Source organism: Proteus alimentorum (genome assembly GCF_002607735.1).
GTDB lineage: Bacteria > Pseudomonadota > Gammaproteobacteria > Enterobacterales > Enterobacteriaceae > Proteus > Proteus alimentorum.
This window is the reverse complement of sequence record NZ_NBVR01000024.1, coordinates 58,942-78,380: the sequence shown is the minus strand read 5'-3', so window position 1 is coordinate 78,380 and position 19,439 is coordinate 58,942. Positions and strand designations below refer to the sequence as shown.

Annotated in this window: 13 protein-coding genes and 1 pseudogene; 8 read left to right on the top strand and 6 right to left on the bottom strand. The window is 37.8% G+C overall.

Features of this window, described 5'->3' with window-relative positions; all coding sequences use genetic code 11:
* Positions 1-95 precede the first annotated feature (95 nt).
* From copA to ybaK, 4 genes are all read left to right on the top strand, one after another.
* Positions 96-3,038 carry a copper-exporting P-type ATPase CopA gene (copA, locus tag B6258_RS07240; protein ID WP_099074690.1) on the top strand — a complete coding sequence of 981 codons (2,943 nt, stop codon included), beginning with the start codon at positions 96-98 and terminating at the stop codon, positions 3,036-3,038.
* 389 nt (positions 3,039-3,427) lie between these two features.
* Positions 3,428-4,858, top strand: a complete 1,431-nt coding sequence (locus B6258_RS07235; RefSeq protein ID WP_099074689.1) for a YadA C-terminal domain-containing protein — start codon at positions 3,428-3,430, stop codon at positions 4,856-4,858.
* Positions 4,859-4,979: 121 nt separating this feature from the next.
* Positions 4,980-5,789 carry a TraB/GumN family protein gene (locus tag B6258_RS07230; RefSeq protein ID WP_099074688.1) on the top strand — a complete coding sequence of 270 codons (810 nt, stop codon included), beginning with the start codon at positions 4,980-4,982 and terminating at the stop codon, positions 5,787-5,789.
* 23 nt (positions 5,790-5,812) lie between these two features.
* Positions 5,813-6,292: a Cys-tRNA(Pro)/Cys-tRNA(Cys) deacylase YbaK gene (gene ybaK / locus B6258_RS07225; RefSeq protein ID WP_099074687.1), complete on the top strand. Its 480-nt coding sequence runs from the start codon at positions 5,813-5,815 to the stop codon at positions 6,290-6,292.
* 133 nt (positions 6,293-6,425) lie between these two features.
* On the opposite strand, the gene ushA is transcribed toward ybaK, so the two are convergent.
* The gene (gene ushA / locus B6258_RS07220; RefSeq protein WP_099074686.1) at positions 6,426-8,090 is read right to left on the bottom strand and encodes a bifunctional UDP-sugar hydrolase/5'-nucleotidase UshA; all 1,665 of its coding nucleotides are present in this window, start codon (positions 8,088-8,090) and stop codon (positions 6,426-6,428) included.
* Between the two features lie 365 nt (positions 8,091-8,455).
* Here ushA and B6258_RS18285 point away from each other — a divergent pair.
* Positions 8,456-8,764, top strand: a pseudogene (locus B6258_RS18285) (MFS transporter); the annotation flags it as partial.
* Positions 8,765-9,002: 238 nt separating this feature from the next.
* Entirely contained in the window at positions 9,003-10,763 is a 1,761-nt protein-coding gene (ybaL, locus tag B6258_RS07210; RefSeq protein WP_099074685.1) for a YbaL family putative K(+) efflux transporter, read from the top strand.
* 120 nt (positions 10,764-10,883) lie between these two features.
* Here the strand turns inward: ybaL and B6258_RS07205 are convergent, their stop codons facing one another.
* The 5 genes from B6258_RS07205 to htpG all read right to left on the bottom strand — a co-directional run bounded on the left by B6258_RS07205 (position 10,884) and on the right by htpG (position 17,442).
* Positions 10,884-12,194: an inosine/guanosine kinase gene (locus B6258_RS07205; RefSeq protein ID WP_099074684.1), complete on the bottom strand. Its 1,311-nt coding sequence runs from the start codon at positions 12,192-12,194 to the stop codon at positions 10,884-10,886.
* A gap of 103 nt (positions 12,195-12,297) precedes the next feature.
* Positions 12,298-13,416 carry an LPS O-antigen length regulator Wzz(fepE) gene (gene wzz(fepE), locus B6258_RS07200; RefSeq protein ID WP_099074683.1) on the bottom strand — a complete coding sequence of 373 codons (1,119 nt, stop codon included), beginning with the start codon at positions 13,414-13,416 and terminating at the stop codon, positions 12,298-12,300.
* A 163-nt stretch (positions 13,417-13,579) separates the two neighbouring features.
* Entirely contained in the window at positions 13,580-14,560 is a 981-nt protein-coding gene (hemH, locus tag B6258_RS07195; protein WP_099074682.1) for a ferrochelatase, read from the bottom strand.
* A gap of 171 nt (positions 14,561-14,731) precedes the next feature.
* Positions 14,732-15,376 carry an adenylate kinase gene (adk, locus tag B6258_RS07190; protein WP_088494772.1) on the bottom strand — a complete coding sequence of 215 codons (645 nt, stop codon included), beginning with the start codon at positions 15,374-15,376 and terminating at the stop codon, positions 14,732-14,734.
* 182 nt (positions 15,377-15,558) lie between these two features.
* Positions 15,559-17,442, bottom strand: a complete 1,884-nt coding sequence (gene htpG, locus B6258_RS07185; RefSeq protein WP_099074681.1) for a molecular chaperone HtpG — start codon at positions 17,440-17,442, stop codon at positions 15,559-15,561.
* Between the two features lie 211 nt (positions 17,443-17,653).
* Between htpG and B6258_RS07180 the strand changes: the two genes are divergently transcribed.
* The gene (locus B6258_RS07180) at positions 17,654-18,706 is read left to right on the top strand and encodes an ABC transporter substrate-binding protein (RefSeq protein ID WP_099074680.1); all 1,053 of its coding nucleotides are present in this window, start codon (positions 17,654-17,656) and stop codon (positions 18,704-18,706) included.
* Between the two features lie 11 nt (positions 18,707-18,717).
* On the top strand, positions 18,718-19,437 hold the full coding sequence (locus tag B6258_RS07175) for a substrate-binding domain-containing protein (RefSeq protein ID WP_099074679.1): 720 nt from the start codon (positions 18,718-18,720) through the stop codon (positions 19,435-19,437).
* The last annotated feature ends 2 nt before the right edge of the window (positions 19,438-19,439 follow it).

The window sequence follows — 19,439 nt, the reverse complement described above, 5'->3', positions numbered from 1 at the left end:
CCTTTATCTCTGATAAGAAAAAACCTTTAAAGAAAGCAAGTTACCGAATATTGCGCAATAATAGAGGTAACGCTTTTATGATGGAGATAATTAACATGGCAAAAACGATAATACTCGCATTGAAAGGACTTTCATGCTCCCACTGTGTTAACAGTGTAAAAAAAGCACTTGATGCTCGCCATGACATAGAGCAGGCAATTGTGACTATTCAATACGCTAAAATTGACAGTGATGCAACTGCCGGAAGCTTGATCAAAACAATTGAAGATGCAGGCTATGAAGCAAGTGTTGCAACACAACCCGATGTAAAATTAAGCCTAAGTGGGCTTAACTGCATGAAGTGTGTTGGTAAAACTGAAAAAGCCTTATTAGCTGTTGAAGGTGTTGCAGCCGTTAATGTGACAAAAGAGTCAGCTGAAATTTTTGGTGATGCTACTGCAGATACGTTAATTGCCGCGATCACGGCTGAAGGCTTTCAAGCAAGCTTAGCACCCACTGACAACACAATTCACTTAACGTTATCTGGCTTAAATTGCGGTCACTGTGTCGGTTCCGTTAAAAAAGCACTAGAAAATACTGCAGGTGTTGAAACAGCTGAAGTTGAATTAACACACGCAAAAGTGACTGGTTCTGCAACTGCTGAAACCTTAATTAGCGCCATTACAGAAGCGGGTTTTGAAGCACAACTAGCAGGTACTGATTCCCCAAAAACTGAGCCGCTGGCGCAAACGCATGCACAACTGGAAGCATCGTCAGCGGCTGTTTGTGATATTCCAGTTGAGAATACTGATATTGATAATAGTGCTGAAATCGATACTGACGATGACAGCAGTGTTCAGCTTTTAATTGATGGCATGACCTGTGCCAGTTGCGTAAACAAGGTTCACAAAGCATTACAATCCGTTGATGGCGTTGAAAATGTGCGTGTAAATCTTGCTGAACGTAGCGCATTAGTGACCGGTGAAATCGATCAGGATGCACTTGTGACTGCCATAGAAAAAGCGGGTTATGGCGCTGAAATTATTCAAGATGATGTAAAACGCAGAGAACGTCAGCAAGAAGTTGCTGTTGCCAATATGAAACGTTTTCGCTGGCAAGCGGCATTGGCCTTAGTTGTTGGTATCCCTGTCATGATTTGGGGAATGATCGGCGACAATATGATGCTTACAGAGGCCAACCACAGTATCTGGTTAGGCATTGGTATTGCAACGCTGTTTGTGATGATTGTTGCGGGTGGTCATTTCTATCGTAGTGCATGGCAGAGTTTAAAAAACCGCAGTGCAACAATGGATACCCTCGTTGCATTAGGAACAGGAACCGCGTGGCTCTATTCCATAACTGTGAACTTATGGCCAGAAGTGTTCCCAACTCAAGCACGACATCTCTATTATGAAGCCAGTGCGATGATTATCGGTTTAATCAATCTGGGTCATATGCTTGAGCAAAGAGCGCGTCAACGTTCATCCAAAGCACTGGAACGGCTATTAGATTTAACGCCACCAACAGCAAGAGTCATCACTGAAAACGGTGAAGTTGAAATGCCATTAGCTGATGTTAAACAAGGAATGACTCTACGTTTAGCAACAGGTGATAAAGTGCCCGTTGATGGTGAAATAATCCAAGGTGAAGTGTGGATGGATGAGGCCATGCTGACAGGCGAGCCAATTCCACAACAAAAAACAGTGGGTGACACTATTCATGCTGGAACAACGGTTCAAGATGGCTCCGTTCTATTTAAAGCGGCAGCCGTGGGAAGTAAAACAACACTTGCTCGTATTATTAAATTAGTTCGCCAAGCGCAGAGTAGTAAACCTGAAATAGGTCAGTTAGCGGATAAAATTTCTGGTGTGTTTGTACCTGTTGTCGTTGCTATCGCGCTTATTGCTGGTGCTATTTGGTATTTCTTTGGTCCGTCTCCACAAATTACCTATGCACTGGTGATTATCACAACCGTTCTTATCATTGCTTGCCCTTGTGCTTTAGGTTTGGCTACTCCTATGTCGATTATTTCAGGTGTAGGTCGTGCGGCTGAATATGGCGTGTTAGTCCGTGATGCAGATGCACTACAGCAAGCAAGTAAGCTAGATACTTTAGTCTTTGATAAAACGGGAACACTGACAGAAGGTCTGCCTCAGGTCACTGAAATTCATACTTTCAATCAAGTAGATGAAAATCAAGCAATTGCATTGGCTGCATCTTTGGAAAACGGCTCTAATCACCCATTAGCTAAAGCTATTTTAACACGTGCTGAAGGCATTAATTTACCGGAAATAAGCCAATTTCGTACACTAGCAGGAATGGGGCTAAGTGGTGAAATTAACGGTAAAAACGTACTTTTAGGCAATCCTAAATTGATGCAGGAGTCGGGTATTGATATTAGTGAAATAACGTCACTGATTGATTCTCAAGCAGCAAAAGGGGTAACACCTGTTTTATTAGCTCAAGATGGTAAGATGAGTGCTCTTCTTTCTATTCGTGATCCTTTGAGAGAAGATACTGTAAGCGCCTTACAACGCCTACACAATCAAGGCTATCTTTTGGTGATGTTAACAGGTGATAATCCGATTACCGCTAATGCGATTGCAAAAGAAGCTGGCATTGATCAAGTCATTGCCGGAGTCATGCCTGAAGGTAAAGCACAAGCCATTGCAGAACTTCAAGCACAAGGCCGTCGTGTAGCAATGATTGGTGATGGTATCAATGATGCACCTGCATTAGCCAAAGCGGATGTGGGGATTGCAATGGGTGGTGGCAGCGATATTGCTATTGAAACTGCGTCTATTACGTTAATGCGCCATAGTTTGCATGGTGTTGCCGATGCGGTTGAGATCTCAAAAGGTACGCTACGTAATATGAAACAAAACCTATTTGGTGCCTTTGTTTACAATAGTTTAGGTATTCCTATTGCAGCGGGTATTCTTTATCCCTTCACGGGCACATTGCTAAACCCTGTCGTCGCAGGTGCAGCAATGGCATTGTCTTCAATCACGGTCGTGAGCAACGCAAACCGTTTATTGCGTTTCAAACCTAAGCAATAATACCAAATAACCGATAACAATGTACAAACCTCTTTTTTCTTAGGCGAAAAGAGGTTTTTTATTATCTAACTGTTAATGCTCATTCATGATTATGAACATATTCAAAAGGTTAAAAAAAAGCCGATATCTCTATCGGCCAGTCAAAGAGGAATTTCTCATTATACAAGAGAGTCATAACTCCGCTCTCTTAGCGCTAGAATAGCAATATATTATAAATATTTCATTAAGATTTATTTGCTATCTTATAAGTTATTTTTTCAAATAAGAATATATCATAAATTTATTCTATTTAAACTCACTTAAAATAAAAAAAGATTGAAAAAAAACAAAATAAAAAATATATTTCAAAATCAAAATGGAATTAAATTCATTACATAAAGGAGCTTTAAATGAAGGATATCAAAATAAAAACAATCACCATTTTATTACTTTCATCAATATACTCTCAAGGGGCAATTGCTGGCAATTATATTACACACTCTTCCACAGATATAACTGAAACCAACAAATCGCAATCTAGCGTTATAAAATCTGACAATGCAATAACCATCCCACAAAAAATACATAATAATAAAGAAAATGATGCTTTCATTAAAATTATTAAAAAGGAGATTGATAATAAAAAAGAAAATATCATTCGTAAAGTTATTTCCAATAGATATATTTCATTTGATATTGACAAAAATAATAACCTGACACTCCACTTAACTGAAGAAATAACAAACCGCATAGATGAACACTTAAAATTAACACACCCTGGTTATAATGTAGGATCCTCTAATTTTTATTCACACATAATAGATAGTCAAGATAACGCAATAAAAAAATCCATTATAAAATACCTGTCAAACACATCTAAGAACAATCAACTAGCATTAAATAATGAGACTATAGAAGCCATCAACAATAACAATACAAATAACTTATATATTAAAATAAAAAATAATGACACACCTTTATCTGAAGCAAAATTATCCAATGAAGAATTAAGTGAAATTCATTTACAACCCAAAGACATGATTATATATGAAAAACACTTAAAAAATGAAATTGCCAATGCTAACTTAATTACTCTAGATAACTCCATCATAAATAATAATGTCGAAATAAAAATAGATGAAATAATTGATACCTTAGAAGCAGGTAAAAAAAACATAAAAAATAATACACATAATATTACAGAAAATGAATTATCTATTTCCATCAACAAATCAAACATTGCTAATAACACATTAAAAGCAGATCAAGCATTAGGCGAAAATGTTATTCAAGATTTAGCGATAGCAGAAAATAAACAATCAATAAATTCCAATAGTGATAAGATAGAAAAAAACCAAACAAACATTACTGAAAATAATGAAAAAATTAGAAACAACATAGAAAACATAACAAAAAACAAAGATCATATTAATCATTTGGAAAATGAATATCTAGAATATTTAAATATAAAAGAATTTGGTGAAAAAAACATTAAAGATCATTTTGGTAAGTTGTATATAGAAAACTCAATTGCTCAAGAAAATATAAACAAACTTGATAGTCAATTTCAACATTTTAAACATGAAACTAATACTCGTTTCTCTAAAGTTGAAAAGCGCGCTAATCAAGGTATTGCCTCTGTTGCAGCAATGAGTAATTTGCCTTTTACTGACTCAGCAACATTTAGCACAGCTATCGGTATTGGTAATTATCGCAATGCAACGGCTCTTGCTTGGGGGATGCAATATCGTATTAATGAAAATGTAAAAGTCAGAGCTTCTACGGCGTGGAATGATTCAAATAATTTTGTTTCAGCCGGTGGTGTTGGGATCAGTTGGTAATACTTTACTCAAAAAAGTAAACAAAGTGAAAGCTAAGTAAATACTTAGTTTTCACTGTTTCATTCAATTAAAAATCCGTTATGCTGGGACTTAGTGATCGACACTTCAAGGAGCATATCAAATGATGGGTATTTTTCAGAAACTTAAAAAGTGGATCAAGATAAATCAGACCACACATTACCCTTACCCTGCTATTGATATTATGCTACCTAATAAGATTTCTTTACACCTCGTGGGCAGTATACATATGGGCGTTCCCACAATGTCTCCACTTTCCAATGTGCTTATCAACGAAATAAAAAATGCAGATGCGATCATAGTTGAAGCGGATATCTCAACAGATGTTCAGCCTTTTGATCAAGCCTCTCTTTTTAGAGCGTCACTAGAAACACGTTTAAATAGCGCTCTTTTTTCTCAAATTACCCATCATTGTGAAGCTCTCTCACTCCCACTTTATCAACTTGAGAATAAACCTCTTTGGCAAATTGCCTTGATTTTACAATCTACCCAGGCGATGCAACTTGGCTTACAACCTCAATACGGCATTGATTATCAAGTCATTCAATATGCTAATGAGTACAAAAGAAACATTATAGAGCTTGAAGGTATTGGGGATCAGGTCGCATTATTATTGAACTTTCCTCACGATGGTCAACAATTGCTCGAAGATACACTGAAGAATTGGCACGATAATGCACGTACATTGCAAATCATGATCAATTGGTGGTTAAATTATAATAGTCGAGAAAAACAGCCTCCTTTACCAAATACCTTTAGCAAAGCCGTATTTGATATTTTAATGGAAAGCCGTAACCAAAAATGGGCTAGCCTATTATCAAAATTACCCGCTGGCCGTTATGTGGTAACTGTAGGTGCTCTTCATTTGTTTGGTGAAGAGAATCTGATTGATTTACTAACTTATCAATCATAAAAACATTGTGATTAGGAATAACTATGACACCCGCTGTTAATTTACTGGAAAAACAAAAAATTAAATTTACCCTTCATCCTTATGAGCATGATGTAAATGTTCATAATTTTGGTGATGAGGCTGTTGAAAAATTAGGTTTAGATAACCGACAAGTATTTAAAACACTTTTAGTTGCTTTAAATGGCGATGCTAAAAACCTTGCAGTTGCAGTAACCCCCGTTTCTGGTCAGTTAGATTTAAAACTCGTTGCTAAATGCTTTAAGGCAAAAAAAGCAGATATGGCAGACCCACAAATTGCACAAAAGGTCACTGGTTATTTAGTGGGTGGAATAAGCCCATTAGGCCAGAAAAAACGCCTACCAACAGTGATTGATGAACAAGCACTTGAATTTGACACAGTCTTTGTTTCTGGTGGTAAACGTGGCTTAGATATTGAATTATCGGCAAAAGATTTAGGTGCTGTATTAGGTGCTCAATTTGCACTGATCCGCAAAGAATCTTAGTTATGGCTGATTTTTTATTTTAAGGTTCATCCTCAAAATAAAAATTTAATCTTAATTTTGATGTAAAAAAGGCGACTGTATAGTCGCCTTTTCGATATCTAACCCTATGAAAAATATGATTTATTAGTGAAAGTTATTTTTTATAAACAATTTCACCTTTAGGTTCAAAATCATCAGCTTTCAATGGGGAGTGTGCTTCGATGTAACCTTTTAATACTTCAGCATCAACAAACCCTGTATTGACATAGCCTGGATGTGTATCAATCTTAGGATAACCATCACCGCCAATACCGTTAAAATTAAGTGTTGCCATACGATAAGACTTAGTTTTATCTAATGGTTTGCCCGCAATTTTAACATCACTCACTTTGCAGTCTGCATCTACTGTTAAGCTAACATTGTAGAATTGAGCATAAGCACCAGAGTCGACTTTCATACATGCAACAGCGGATAGATAAGGCTCGACTTCTTCGCCTTTAAAATCAACATAAACGAGTTCGTTCGCGAATGGTTGAACTTTCAGAACATCTTTATAAGTAATATCACCAGATTCAATAGAATCACGAACACCACCACCACTCATAATGGCAAAATCGGCATTCGCACGCTCAGCTTGAGCTGATAATAATAGACGTGCCATATTGGTTTGAACAAAACGAACTTTACTACGATCACCTTCTAATTTACCAACAACCTCACCCACTTTAACATTCAGTTGCTCGCCACCTTTTTCTTGGTAAGGTGTCAGCAATTTCATCATTTCAGGGTTATGAGGAATTTCTTTTGTATAGTAAACTAGTTCCGTTGTACCGTCGTCTTTCTTCACTTTCTGATTTAAGTTGATTGGGATTAATTGGTAATGTTTTAACGTAAACTCACCATTACGGAATTCAAAGTCTGCACGACCAACATATTTACCCCATTCATGAGCCTGAACAATCCATGTACCATTTTGGTTATCTGGTGCGCATGGTGTTCCTGGTACATAGTCAGCTTGCTTGTAGTTCTTATTCTCTTGAGACATACAAACAGGATCTTGCGAGTGACCACCCACAATCATATCAAGGTAACCTTTTGGTAATGCACGCGCCATTTCCACATCACCGGGTGCGTTAGAGCCGTGATTACCATCATCGTAGTGACCCATATGAGTTGCTGCGATAATAATGTCTGGTTTTTCCGTTGTACGCAGTTCTTCTACAACTTTTTTAGCTTCATCCGAAGGTTTGCGGAATTCAGTATCAGGGAAGTTTGCAGGGTTACCGATACGTACAGTATCATCAGTCGTTAAGCCTAAGACTGCAATTTTTACACCTTGCTTATCAAAAATGGTGTAAGGCTTGAATAAACGCTCACCCGTGCTTTTTTGATAAATATTTGCAGATAAGAATGGGAATGTTGCCCATTTTTCTTGTTGGCGTAAAACATCTAATGGATTGTCGAATTCATGATTACCCAACGCCATTGCATCGTAACCCACAAGATTCATACCTTTAAAATCAGGCTCTGCATCTTGTAAATCAGATTCTGGAACACCCGTATTGATATCACCACCCGATAACAGCAGTACGCTACCGCCTTTTTTAGCCACTTCATCACGAATGTTATCAACAACCGTTTTTTGTGCAGCTAAACCATATTCACCACGATCGTTATGCCAGAAATGGCCATGGTGATCATTGGTATGTAAAATAGTAATTTCGTAGGTTTTATCCTTTTCCCATGCCTGAGACATCGCAGGCACCATAGCTAAAGATACCGTCAGTGCGCATGCAGATAATTTAAAAGATAAGCTCATGGTATATCCCCATGTATATTATTTATTGAGAAGGTTCTGCCATGGTTCTACTGTAGAAAAAGCAGACAGAAATTAAATACTTTTGCTGTATTTTATGACGTAGGTTATATAATTTTTTTATTATTTCATTGATCCAATGGTTTTTTTGAGACATGAATCAAACTCTATTTCTCACAAAAGCACCCAACTCCAAATAGATGTAAACTAAACCAATAAAATAGAAACAATTAATTAACAATAACGCTGTGGCAGAAAATCAAACTGAGCAATACCACAGTGATTTTCTTCCCGTATTTTTTATCTTATCTCCATCAATAACGACTATACTCTCTATTAATACATAACGCTGACGTTGTCTCTTTTGCTACACCCTATCACCTTATACTGGCTTAGATTGGGTAGATATATTAACCATACACATTGGTGTGATTTTATCGCCAGCATTTTCTGCTATCTTAGTTTATGCTCAAGCGTTAATTCTGGGTAAAACTGGCACAGTTTAAGGGCTTTTCTTCGGACTTGTTTTTGGGATGGGTGGCATGGGTGCTACAGTCTTAGGATATATTGCAGATCAGAAGAGTATTGAATATGTCTATCATATTTATGTTTATCTCCCACTATCAGGTGTTTTAACCCTTTTTCTTCCTAATATTGGGGTAAATAAAACTGAATAACTTGTAATTTCCCTTGTTATCTAAATGAACGGGTAACAGGGTATCTCTTACTTTAAAAGGTAAGACTAATTAAAATAACATAAAAAAGTGTATTTGCATCAAAAAACTCAATCAACTTGCTATTTTTATAAATAATCGATAATTTTTAGCGAATTTATTGCATGAATACGTTAAACTATCAGCCTGCTATATTACTCGCCCCCCGATACATGTAGTTTTATAAAAAGAAGGAGAATTGATGCCGCATTCAACCCCCCTCATTACCACCATTGTTGGTGGATTAGCACTTGCTTATATTTTAGGCATGATCGCTCAACGGCTAAAAATCTCACCTTTAGTAGGATATCTTGCTGCGGGTGTACTCGCTGGTCCATTTACTCCCGGCTTTGTTGCTGATACCTCTCTCGCCCCTGAACTCGCTGAAATTGGCGTCATTCTGTTAATGTTTGGTGTAGGTTTACACTTCTCGTTAAAAGATCTGATGGCAGTAAAAGCTATCGCTATTCCGGGTGCTATTGCTCAAATTGCAGTAGCAACACTATTAGGATTGGGATTATCAGCATTTTTTGGCTGGGGTTTATTTAGTGGCATTGTGTTTGGTTTATGCCTTTCAACTGCAAGTACCGTTGTCCTTTTACGCGCACTTGAAGAAAGAGGCCTAATTGATAGCCAACGCGGTCAAATTGCTATTGGTTGGTTGATTGTTGAAGACTTAGCAATGGTGTTAGCTCTTGTACTACTCCCTGCGATTGCCAATATGCTCGAAAGTAGCGATCAAACCAATATTTCTCAACTCATGATCAATTTAGGTATCACAATCGGTAAGGTTGTTGCCTTTATCCTAATCATGATGATTGTTGGTCGTAAGCTTATTCCTTGGATTTTAGCTAAAACCGCGGCAACGGGCTCTCGTGAACTCTTTACACTGAGTGTACTCGCCCTTGCTTTAGGTATTGCTTATGGCGCTGTAACTTTATTTGATGCTTCCTTCGCATTAGGGGCGTTCTTTGCAGGTATGGTGCTTAATGAATCTGAGTTAAGCCACCGAGCGGCTCAAGATACTTTACCGTTGCGAGATGCCTTTGCGGTTCTATTCTTTGTCTCTGTCGGTATGTTATTTGATCCTATGGTATTAATTGAGCATCCGCTCGGGATCTTAGCAACATTGGCTATCATTATTATTGGTAAATCAGCCGCAGCATTAGTCCTTGTGCGAATGTTTGGACATTCCAGACGCACCGCCTTAACGATTTCAGTCAGCCTTGCTCAAATTGGTGAGTTTGCCTTTATTCTTGCAGGCCTCGGTGTAGCACTAAACGTTTTAGAACCAGATGCACGTAATCTTGTTTTAGCCGGTGCTTTAGTCTCTATTATGCTAAACCCTATTTTGTTCTCTTTATTAGACCGTTATTTGGCAAAAACAGAAACCAAAGAAGAAGTGGAACAGCTGCAACAAGAAGAGCTGGAAGAAGAGATGCCAGTCCCTGTCGATATTTGTGGTCATGCTATTGTCGTCGGTTATGGGCGTGCAGGAAGCATGCTTACTGAAAAATTATTAGCTCAATCTATTCCATTAGTTATTATCGAAAATAGCCGTAATAAATTCGCTGAATTAAAAGAGAAAAGTTTAAATACAGTGCTGGGTAATGCATCAACCAAAGAGTCACTTGCTTTAGCCCGTATTGATTGTGCTAAATCTTTATTACTGACGATACCTAATGGTTATGAAGCAGCAGATATCGCAGAAACAGCAAGAAATATGAATCCTGATTTAAATATCATTGTTCGTGCTCATTTTGACGATATTATCGTGCGTGCTAACTATGATGAAGAAGCTTCTTTTATCCTTGAGAAAGGCGCAAATCACGTCATTATCGATGAAGATCAAACAGCATCTGCAATGGCAGATATGCTAATTAAAGAAGTTGAGTTTGGTTGTGCTATTGATGATACACCAGAGAATGGTCAACAAATCATTGCACCAAGTACAGCACAATAATCAAACACAGGTAACGATTTAAATCCATAGAATTTTAGTCAATAAAAAACCTATCAATAATTTATTGATAGGTTTTTTTTGTTTCACACTGATAAAACAAGAGCTAGAAACAATACAAACTTAGCGCTCCCAATAAGCTTCTTCCAAGCTGTCTTCTTTTTCAGGTAAACCGCGCGTCAAACGTGGAGAATGCTGACTTAGCACTTGATAACTGACTCGGTTAGCATATTTACAGACTTGCGCTAATGATGAATAAGTTAAATAAGTCCGAGGATGCTTACTTGAATTTGGCACATTAATGCGATGATAGCTGTTCGCTGTAATATCATGCAGTAATGCTGATAATGCTGCATCACCCGCACCATTTGTATTCATGATTTTCTCTGGGCCACCCATATAAGGTTCAATATGAGAATAGACTTTCTCTGGCTCGTCACAATCTTTACGACGCATTGCACGACTAAATTCATAGCGATTAAATTCAGCAATAGCACCTGGTAATAAAGGATGTGTGGTTTGGCGCTTAAAACTGTGCTCGGTGTAACCGCCCATATAAAGCCCAGCAGGCCCAGCCGTACAAAGTACTAAATCAACCCATTCTAAAGCAACATCGGAAGCCAATAGAGGATCAGCATGTCCTGTTAATTCAAAAGCTTCATCTTCATTCATTGCAACAACAGAAACGTGCTCTTTTAAGAAATCACGCCACCATTGTGGATCATCTGCAATAACATATTTTGTGCCCAGTGTGAGAACGACAGGCACATCATATTTTTTCGCATACTCAATCGCTTTCATGGTTGCTAACGGCATCGGTTCACCCGGTTTACAGCGAACTAAATAAGCCGTTAATACCAATGCGGAAGCTTCTGCAATGACCTCTTCAGGAATGCTTTCAGGTCTAAGTTGATTCATTTGACCTGGGCTAATAGCAAATGTACGTTCGCCATTTTCCGTGATCAGCGTAAAACAGCGCCCAATGGCACCATCAACACCTTGGAGATAATTAAGATCAGTTCGGCTAGATGTATTACATAAATAACGATAAGCATAGCTACCAATCTGAATGTTATTACACATAGTACCTAATAACACAGAGCGGTCGTCAGCCAATACTGAGTAGTTATGTAGCGTATTACCAATAGTGCCACCAGCAAATTCGTGTGTTATCAGATTATTGTCTGTTAATTCACGATAAAGTGCTTCTGCAACATCATCTTCAATAACAAGAGAGTGTCCCTGACTCAAGTTATAACGGTTAATAAACTCTTCATCAACTTTCGCTTCAATATCAACCAATGTTTGGTCAATACCCACGATATAAGCGCGAGAGGATTCGCTCTCCGTCATATTGATGATGGGTTGTAATAGAGGATCTCGTAAACTAACGGGAAAATAGTGTTTGGATTTTCGTTTGCCAGGGAATTTCATTGTGAACGATGCTACACAGCTAAAAAAGATGCGCAATGTTAACACAATATTATGGGAGAGGCAGTAGGTGTACGTCAGTACACCTACTTATTTACAGATATTTTTATGCGGTTTTACGACGGTTTCTTGCCATATAGCTCAGTAAAACACCCATAACAGACAGAATAAAACCAACAAAAGCGGCACCAACTAAAATCAGAGCACGCTTAGGCGCATCTTTTTTAGTCGGTTCGTAAGGCTTCAGCATATATTTGAATGGTACAAATTGAAGATCATCTAATTTTACTTTTTCTAATTGCTTCATATTGTATAAACGGTTTTTCAGATCAGCGCTCACTGTTGTTGGATCTGTGATAGCTTCTGTGATAGCCAATTTACTACTTAATGCATCAGAACCCATGGCAATAGAGTAATCTGGGTCATCTTTAATTTGCGCACCCTCACTGGAAATAGGTTTTTTAACGCCGGCTGCATTTGCAATTTCTAACGCATATTTTAGGCGTTGTACATTAACATTACGTGCATTAGCGATACGTTCTAAATCCATTTCATACGCTTTTTGCGCAAAACTTAATTTACGCTCAATTTGATCATCAATTTCGTCTTTTACTTCGATACGTACTTTAGTAGAAATAAAACGAATATAACCAGAAAGTAAATCGTAAGCTTCTTCAGAGGTTGGCGCGGTAAAGCTTAAATTGATTTCACCACTAAACTCCTCTTCACTATTTTTACTGTCTGACGCTTTTAAATTAATATCTTTAGTGACGATTTCTTCAATTAATTTACGCTGATCCAGTGGTGTTGGCTCTTCCATTTTAGCCAGCAAATTTTTGTAATAATCCGTACTTATCAAATATTCTTCACGTAAAACACGAGAGTTATAGTTATTGATAAATTTTTGATAAACGGATGAACCATTCACACCTGTATCAACATCCACTAAGCTAAGCTCAGTCAATGTTGCTCTTAATTGCTTCATCTCATCAAGCATTGGCTTGGTAATTGCAGCTTGGCTCGTCCATTTTTGTGGTAAAAAGCTTGCAACAGTAAAGCCAACGATAGCAAATAATAACGTGATACCAATAATGACAAATTTTGATTTATAAATAACAGAAAATAATTCAAAAAGATCGATTTCATCATTCTGTTTTAGATAGAAATCGTCAAAATGTCCTTTATCAATTTCTGAAGATTGTGGTTTTGAAAGCTTACTATTCATTTTCCTGCCTAAATTTATGTAATGCAGTGTCCGTTTGTCAGCACTTTTAGTGATTTCCACTAAAAGACTTAAAAAATGAGAAAAGATAAGTTTATATATAACTGAAATATGATCAAATTAATATATCATCAAATCCGATAATTTTATTTATCGAATTCAGTAATTATTTTTTGCATACCTCTCGGATCATCGCTTCTAGCAAGTCAATATGCTCAGGATCATCATTTAATGCTGGGATGTATTCGTACTGTTTGCCACCACCATGAATAAAGAACTCTCGATTCTGTTCATTAATTTCTTCTAATGTTTCCAAACAATCAGATGAAAATCCTGGGCATACAACCTGCACATGTTCAACCCCCTCACTTCCCAACTTTTCCATCGTTTTATCTGTATAAGGCGATAGCCAAGGTTCGCGGCCAAAGCGTGACTGGAATGTCAACATGACTTGTTCTTTAGAGTAACCTAACCGTTCCTCTAATTGCTCTTTTAGTTTTTCTGTTGTAAGGCAACACTCATCATAATAAATATCACCTGTTTTGATAAAGCGCTCAGGAATACCATGGAAAGAGAGAATTAAACGATCCGGTTTGCCATATTGCTGAAAGCTTTTCTCAATAGAAGAGACAAGTGCTTTGATATAAAGCGGATGTGTAGGATAACTGCGAATAAAATGAAGAGAGGGTATGGTACGCATGTCTTTAAAAATTTGACTGACACCATCAAATACCGCCGCAGAAGTAGAGCAAGAGTATTGAGGATAAAGTGGTAACAAAATAATATTCTCAACACCTTGTTGTAATAGCTTTTCAACCCCTTCATTTAGTGAAGGATTGCCATAACACATCCCTAACTCCACGGGTATATTAGGTAACCGCTGAGCAACAGCGCGTTGTTGCGCTCGGCTATAAACTAAAAGTGGTGAACCCTCATCCATCCAAATCTGTTGATATAACTTAGCTACTTTAGGTGAGCGAAACGGTAATATCGCCCCTTGTAATATTGGTTTCCAAATCAAAGGAGAAACATCAACAACACGAGGATCACTGAGAAATTGAGCCAAATAACGTCGAACAGCACCCGTTGTCGGCGCATCAGGTGTGCCAAGATTAACCAAAAGAACACCATACTTAGCATCATTCATACTATGTGACTCCTTAGAGTTATTTTATTAGGATAACCAAAGAGTAGAAGAATAAAGGAAAATAATGAATTGTGCTTGTCAATTTATTGGATTGCGCTTTTTATCTCATCTTCTTATTTTTAAGATAAAAAAAATCCCGGCTCAACCGGGATTAGTCATCACAATGACGAATTAGCCAAGGATACTTTTCAGTTCAGCGTTAATTTCGCTTACTTTTTGTGTACCATCAACTTTGAAGTATTTCGCATTGCTTGCTTTCGCTTCATTTTGGTAATAAGAAACTAACGGTGCAGTTTGAGTATGGTACTCAACTAAACGTTTACGAACCGTTTCTTCTTGGTCATCTTTACGTGTTGTTAATTCTTCACCAGTCACGTCATCACGATTTTCCACTTTAGGTGGATTAAATTTCACATGATAAACACGACCTGATGGTGCGTGAACACGACGACCAATAATACGATCAACAATGATTTCATCCGGTACAGCGAATTCCAGTACGAAATCCACGTTGATACCCGCTTCTTTCATTGCATCAGCTTGTGGAATTGTTCTTGGGAACCCATCCAACAAGAAACCATTACGGCAATCGTCTTGTTTGATGCGCTCTTTAACTAACGCAATAACTAATTCATCAGTCACTAACTGACCATTGTCCATCAGTGCTTTTGCTTTCAGTCCTAGTTCTGTACCTGCACTTACTGCCGCACGTAACATATCACCAGTTGAAATCTGTGGGATACCATAGTTTTCTTTAATGAATTGAGCCTGAGTGCCTTTACCAGCGCCTGGAGCGCCTAGCAGAATGATACGCATCGCGTAAATCCCCTTGCATTTAATTTTTTATATTTAAACTCGAAAACGCATTACCATACCATTTTGTGAGGTCATCGCTCAAGAAATCACGGTAGCGATTGCATTTTATTTTTTATCGAAAAAGAAAAAACCACGCTCTCTTTTCAGATAAACGTGGTTTAAATGTTTGAAAACGAAAACAGTTACGCTTTTTGAACTAAAAGTTGATTCACTAAGCGAATAAACTGGTTTGGATCCTCTAAAGAGCCTCTTTCAGCAAATAAAGCCTGATCCAGTAATAAATTGACCCAATCCGCAAAGAGTGCTTCATCCGTTAGCTCTGCTGTTTGCTTCACTAATGGGTGATTAGGATTCAGTTCAAAGTTGTATTTCACTTCTGGCACTTCTTGTCCTGCTGCTGCAAACAATTTGGCCATTTGTGTTGTCATTTCATCCGCACTGGTTGTCACAATTGCAGGCGTATCTGTTAAGCGATGTGTTAATTTCACCTCTTTAACTTTATCCCCTAATAGGGTTTTAATACGTTCAACAAAAGGTGCTAATTGCTTATCTGTTTCTTCTTGCTCAGCCTGCTTCTCTTCATCAGCAAGTTTATCAAGAGATTCATCTGCTTTACTGACAGACTGGAATGATTTGCCATCAAACTCAGTCAGGTAATTCATCATCCATTCATCTATACGATCAGATAACAGTAGTACTTCGATACCTTTTTTGCGGAACAGCTCTAAATGAGGGCTATTTTTCGCAGCGGCATAGCTATCAGCAGTAATGTAATAGATTTTTTCTTGGCCTTCGACCATACGGCTAACGTAATCTTCCAGTGAAACTGTTTGAGCATCACTGTCGTTATGTGTTGATGCAAAACGCAGTAATTTAGCAATAGTTTCAATGTTAGATGAGTCCTCTGCTGGGCCTTCTTTTAAGACTAAACCAAACTCTTTCCAGAATGCTTGATACTCTTCTGGCTTATTCTCTGCCAATTTTTGTAACATCTGTAATGCACGTTTGGTTAACGCGCTACGTAAATTACGTGTAACAGAGCTATCTTGTAAAATCTCACGAGAAACGTTTAGTGGTAAATCATTAGAATCCACTAACCCGCGGATAAAACGTAGGTAATTAGGCATAAACTGCTCAGCTTCATCCATAATAAAGACGCGCTGTACATACAGTTTTAAACCATGACGTTGTTCGCGGTTCCATAAATCCCAAGGCGCTTTTGAAGGCACATATAATAAGCTAGTGTACTCTTGCTTACCTTCTACACGGTTATGTACCCAGCTTACTGGATCTGCAAAGTCATGAGAGATATGTTTATAAAACTCTTTATACTCTTCATCACTTACTTCAGCTTTATTACGAGTCCAAAGTGCTTGTGCTTTATTAATTTTTTCCCATGTCACTGTGCCGTCTTCTTCATTTTTCGTTTCAATTTCAACAGGCAGAGAAATATGGTCAGAATATTTACTAATAATGCTACGCAGACGCCAATCATCTAAATACTCATCTTCACCTTCACGTAAATGAAGGGTAATTTCAGTACCACGATCCGCTTTTTCAATATCAGCAATAGTGTAATCACCTTCGCCTTCAGACTCCCAGAAAACACCTTTATCTGCGCTTTCACCAGCAGCTCGAGTGCGTACTGTCACTTTATCTGCAACAATAAACGCAGAATAGAATCCGACACCAAACTGACCAATTAGCTGGCTATCTTTAGCTTGATCTTGTCCGATAGATTCTAAGAATGATTTTGTACCTGATTTGGCAATAGTACCGAGATTATCAATGACTTCATCACGAGTCATACCAATACCATTATCACTGATAGTCAGAGTACGCGCTTCTTTATCAGTGGAAATTCGCACATGCAACTCGCCGTTATTTTCATAAAGCGCTGCATCTGATAATGCACGAAAGCGCAATTTATCAGCCGCATCTGATGCGTTCGAAATCAATTCGCGAAGGAAAATTTCTTTATTGGAGTAAAGAGAATGGATCATTAATTGAAGAAGTTGTTTAACTTCTGACTGAAATCCTCTTGTTTCCTGACCTTTCATACTCATTTTTACCTCAATTAATCCTAATTTGGCGAAAAAAATCAATATGAATAAAAAGTGGGGATAGTTAAGCGAGTTTCAAGGGTCAAGTAAAAAATTAAGCCAATAAAAGTGATTAAGCACCTTATATGATTAAAGTTTGAGCCCAAATAATACTTGCTGTCTATTTTTAGCTGTATATTTTATTATACAGCGATATTAACTTAGGTTTATGACTATGAAAACTTTATTACAGCACTGTTTATTAGGTATTGGCATACTCTCCCTCTCTTCTTTCTCTTATGCAGATAGACAAATTGTAGATCAAATTGGTCGTACGGTTACCCTTCCAGACAAAGTAGAAAGAACGGTGGTTTTACAACATCAAACACTGAACTTACTGGTTCAACTTGATGCAACCGATAAAGTTGTTGGTGTTATGTCCAACTGGAAGCAACAACTTGGTGATGGATATGCACAATTAGCACCATCGCTAGAAAAAACACCTAAAGTTGGCGATCTCACCAGTTTTGATGCTGAAAGCTTAGTCAAACTGCAACCTCAAGTCGTTTTTGTGACTAATTACGCGCCTAAAGAGATGATTGATAAGATCTCTGCTCTTGGGATCCCTGTTGTGGCGATTTCATTACGCAAAGAAGTTAATGATGATAAATCAAAGCTTAATCCAACATTACAAAACGAAGAACAAGCCTATAACGAAGGGCTAAAAGAAGGTATTTTGCTGATCGGTGATATCGTCAATAAATCAGAAAATGCTCAAGCATTAGTTAACGATACCTTTAAACAACGTGAACAAGTTAGTCAGCGCTTACAAGATATTCCTAAAGAGCAACGAGTACGGGCTTATATGGCCAACCCAGACTTAACAACGTATGGTTCAGGAAAATATACGGGGTTAATGATGGAACATGCAGGCGCCTTTAATGTCGCGGCATCAACCGTTAAAGGTTATAAGCAAGTCTCGCTAGAACAAGTTATTGCATGGGATCCTGAAGTTATTTTTATTCAAGACAGATACCCTCAAGTTGTTGATGAAATCAAACAAGATGCACGTTGGCAAGTGATTAGTGCCGTTAAAAATAACCGAATTTATTTAATGCCTGAATATGCGAAAGCATGGGGATACCCAATGCCTGAAGCCATGGCAATAGGTGAATTGTGGATGGCAAAAAAACTCTATCCTGAAAAATTTAGCGATATCGATATGCAAAAAGCCGCTAATGATTGGTATCAAAAATTCTATCGTACTCAATATCAAGGAAAAGAGTAGGATATAACACCATGACATTTTCCCTTTTTGCTGCAGGTAGCTTAAAAGCAACGCTACCTGCTTTTATAGAGCATTATCAACAAAAAACGGGTGAAAAGTGGGCACTTACATTTGGGCCCGCAGGACTTTTGCGTCAACGTATTGAAGAAGGGGAAACTTGTCATTTGTTTCTTTCTGCTGATGAAAGTAATGCAAAGCAATTAATCGATAAAGGTTTCGCACTACAATATGCTCCTTTTATTGCCAATCAGCTTTGCATTACCGCTCGTCGTAGTGATGTAAATAAAGAAGATAACTGGCTTAGTGTATTATCAAATACCGCATTAAAATTAGCGATATCCACACCAAAAGCAGACCCTTCTGGGGATTATAGTTGGCAACTGTTTGATAATATTGCGCAGATTGACCCCAAATTAAGTCAGGCATTAAAAATGCGAGCACTCTCCTTAGTTGGAGGTAAGCATTCACTTACCATTCCTCAAGGTAGAATGGCTGCACACTATTTAATTGCTACACACCAAGCGGACGCATTTATTGGTTACCAGCACTACCAAGCACAATTAAGCCAATTTCCCGAATTAAAGATATTCGATATCCCAAAGCCATTTAATGTTACCGCACACTATTGTGCAACGCTTATTCATTCTCAGGCTTATAGTTTATATCAGGAGATATTATCGCCTTATGCTAAAGCGTATTTTATTAAAGCCGGATTTTTACCGCTAAGTTGATA

Coding starts and splice junctions, on each gene's coding strand:
- adk (WP_088494772.1), bottom strand. CDS start 15,376: ATGCGTATCATTCTGCTAGGCGCTCCAGGCGCTGGTAAAGGCACTCAG.
- ybaL (WP_099074685.1), top strand. CDS start 9,003: ATGCCGCATTCAACCCCCCTCATTACCACCATTGTTGGTGGATTAGCA.
- B6258_RS07205 (WP_099074684.1), bottom strand. CDS start 12,194: ATGAAATTCCCTGGCAAACGAAAATCCAAACACTATTTTCCCGTTAGT.
- copA (WP_099074690.1), top strand. CDS start 96: ATGGCAAAAACGATAATACTCGCATTGAAAGGACTTTCATGCTCCCAC.
- ushA (WP_099074686.1), bottom strand. CDS start 8,090: ATGAGCTTATCTTTTAAATTATCTGCATGCGCACTGACGGTATCTTTA.
- ybaK (WP_099074687.1), top strand. CDS start 5,813: ATGACACCCGCTGTTAATTTACTGGAAAAACAAAAAATTAAATTTACC.
- B6258_RS07235 (WP_099074689.1), top strand. CDS start 3,428: ATGAAGGATATCAAAATAAAAACAATCACCATTTTATTACTTTCATCA.
- B6258_RS07230 (WP_099074688.1), top strand. CDS start 4,980: ATGATGGGTATTTTTCAGAAACTTAAAAAGTGGATCAAGATAAATCAG.
- htpG (WP_099074681.1), bottom strand. CDS start 17,442: ATGAGTATGAAAGGTCAGGAAACAAGAGGATTTCAGTCAGAAGTTAAA.
- B6258_RS07180 (WP_099074680.1), top strand. CDS start 17,654: ATGAAAACTTTATTACAGCACTGTTTATTAGGTATTGGCATACTCTCC.
- hemH (WP_099074682.1), bottom strand. CDS start 14,560: ATGAATGATGCTAAGTATGGTGTTCTTTTGGTTAATCTTGGCACACCT.
- B6258_RS07175 (WP_099074679.1), top strand. CDS start 18,718: ATGACATTTTCCCTTTTTGCTGCAGGTAGCTTAAAAGCAACGCTACCT.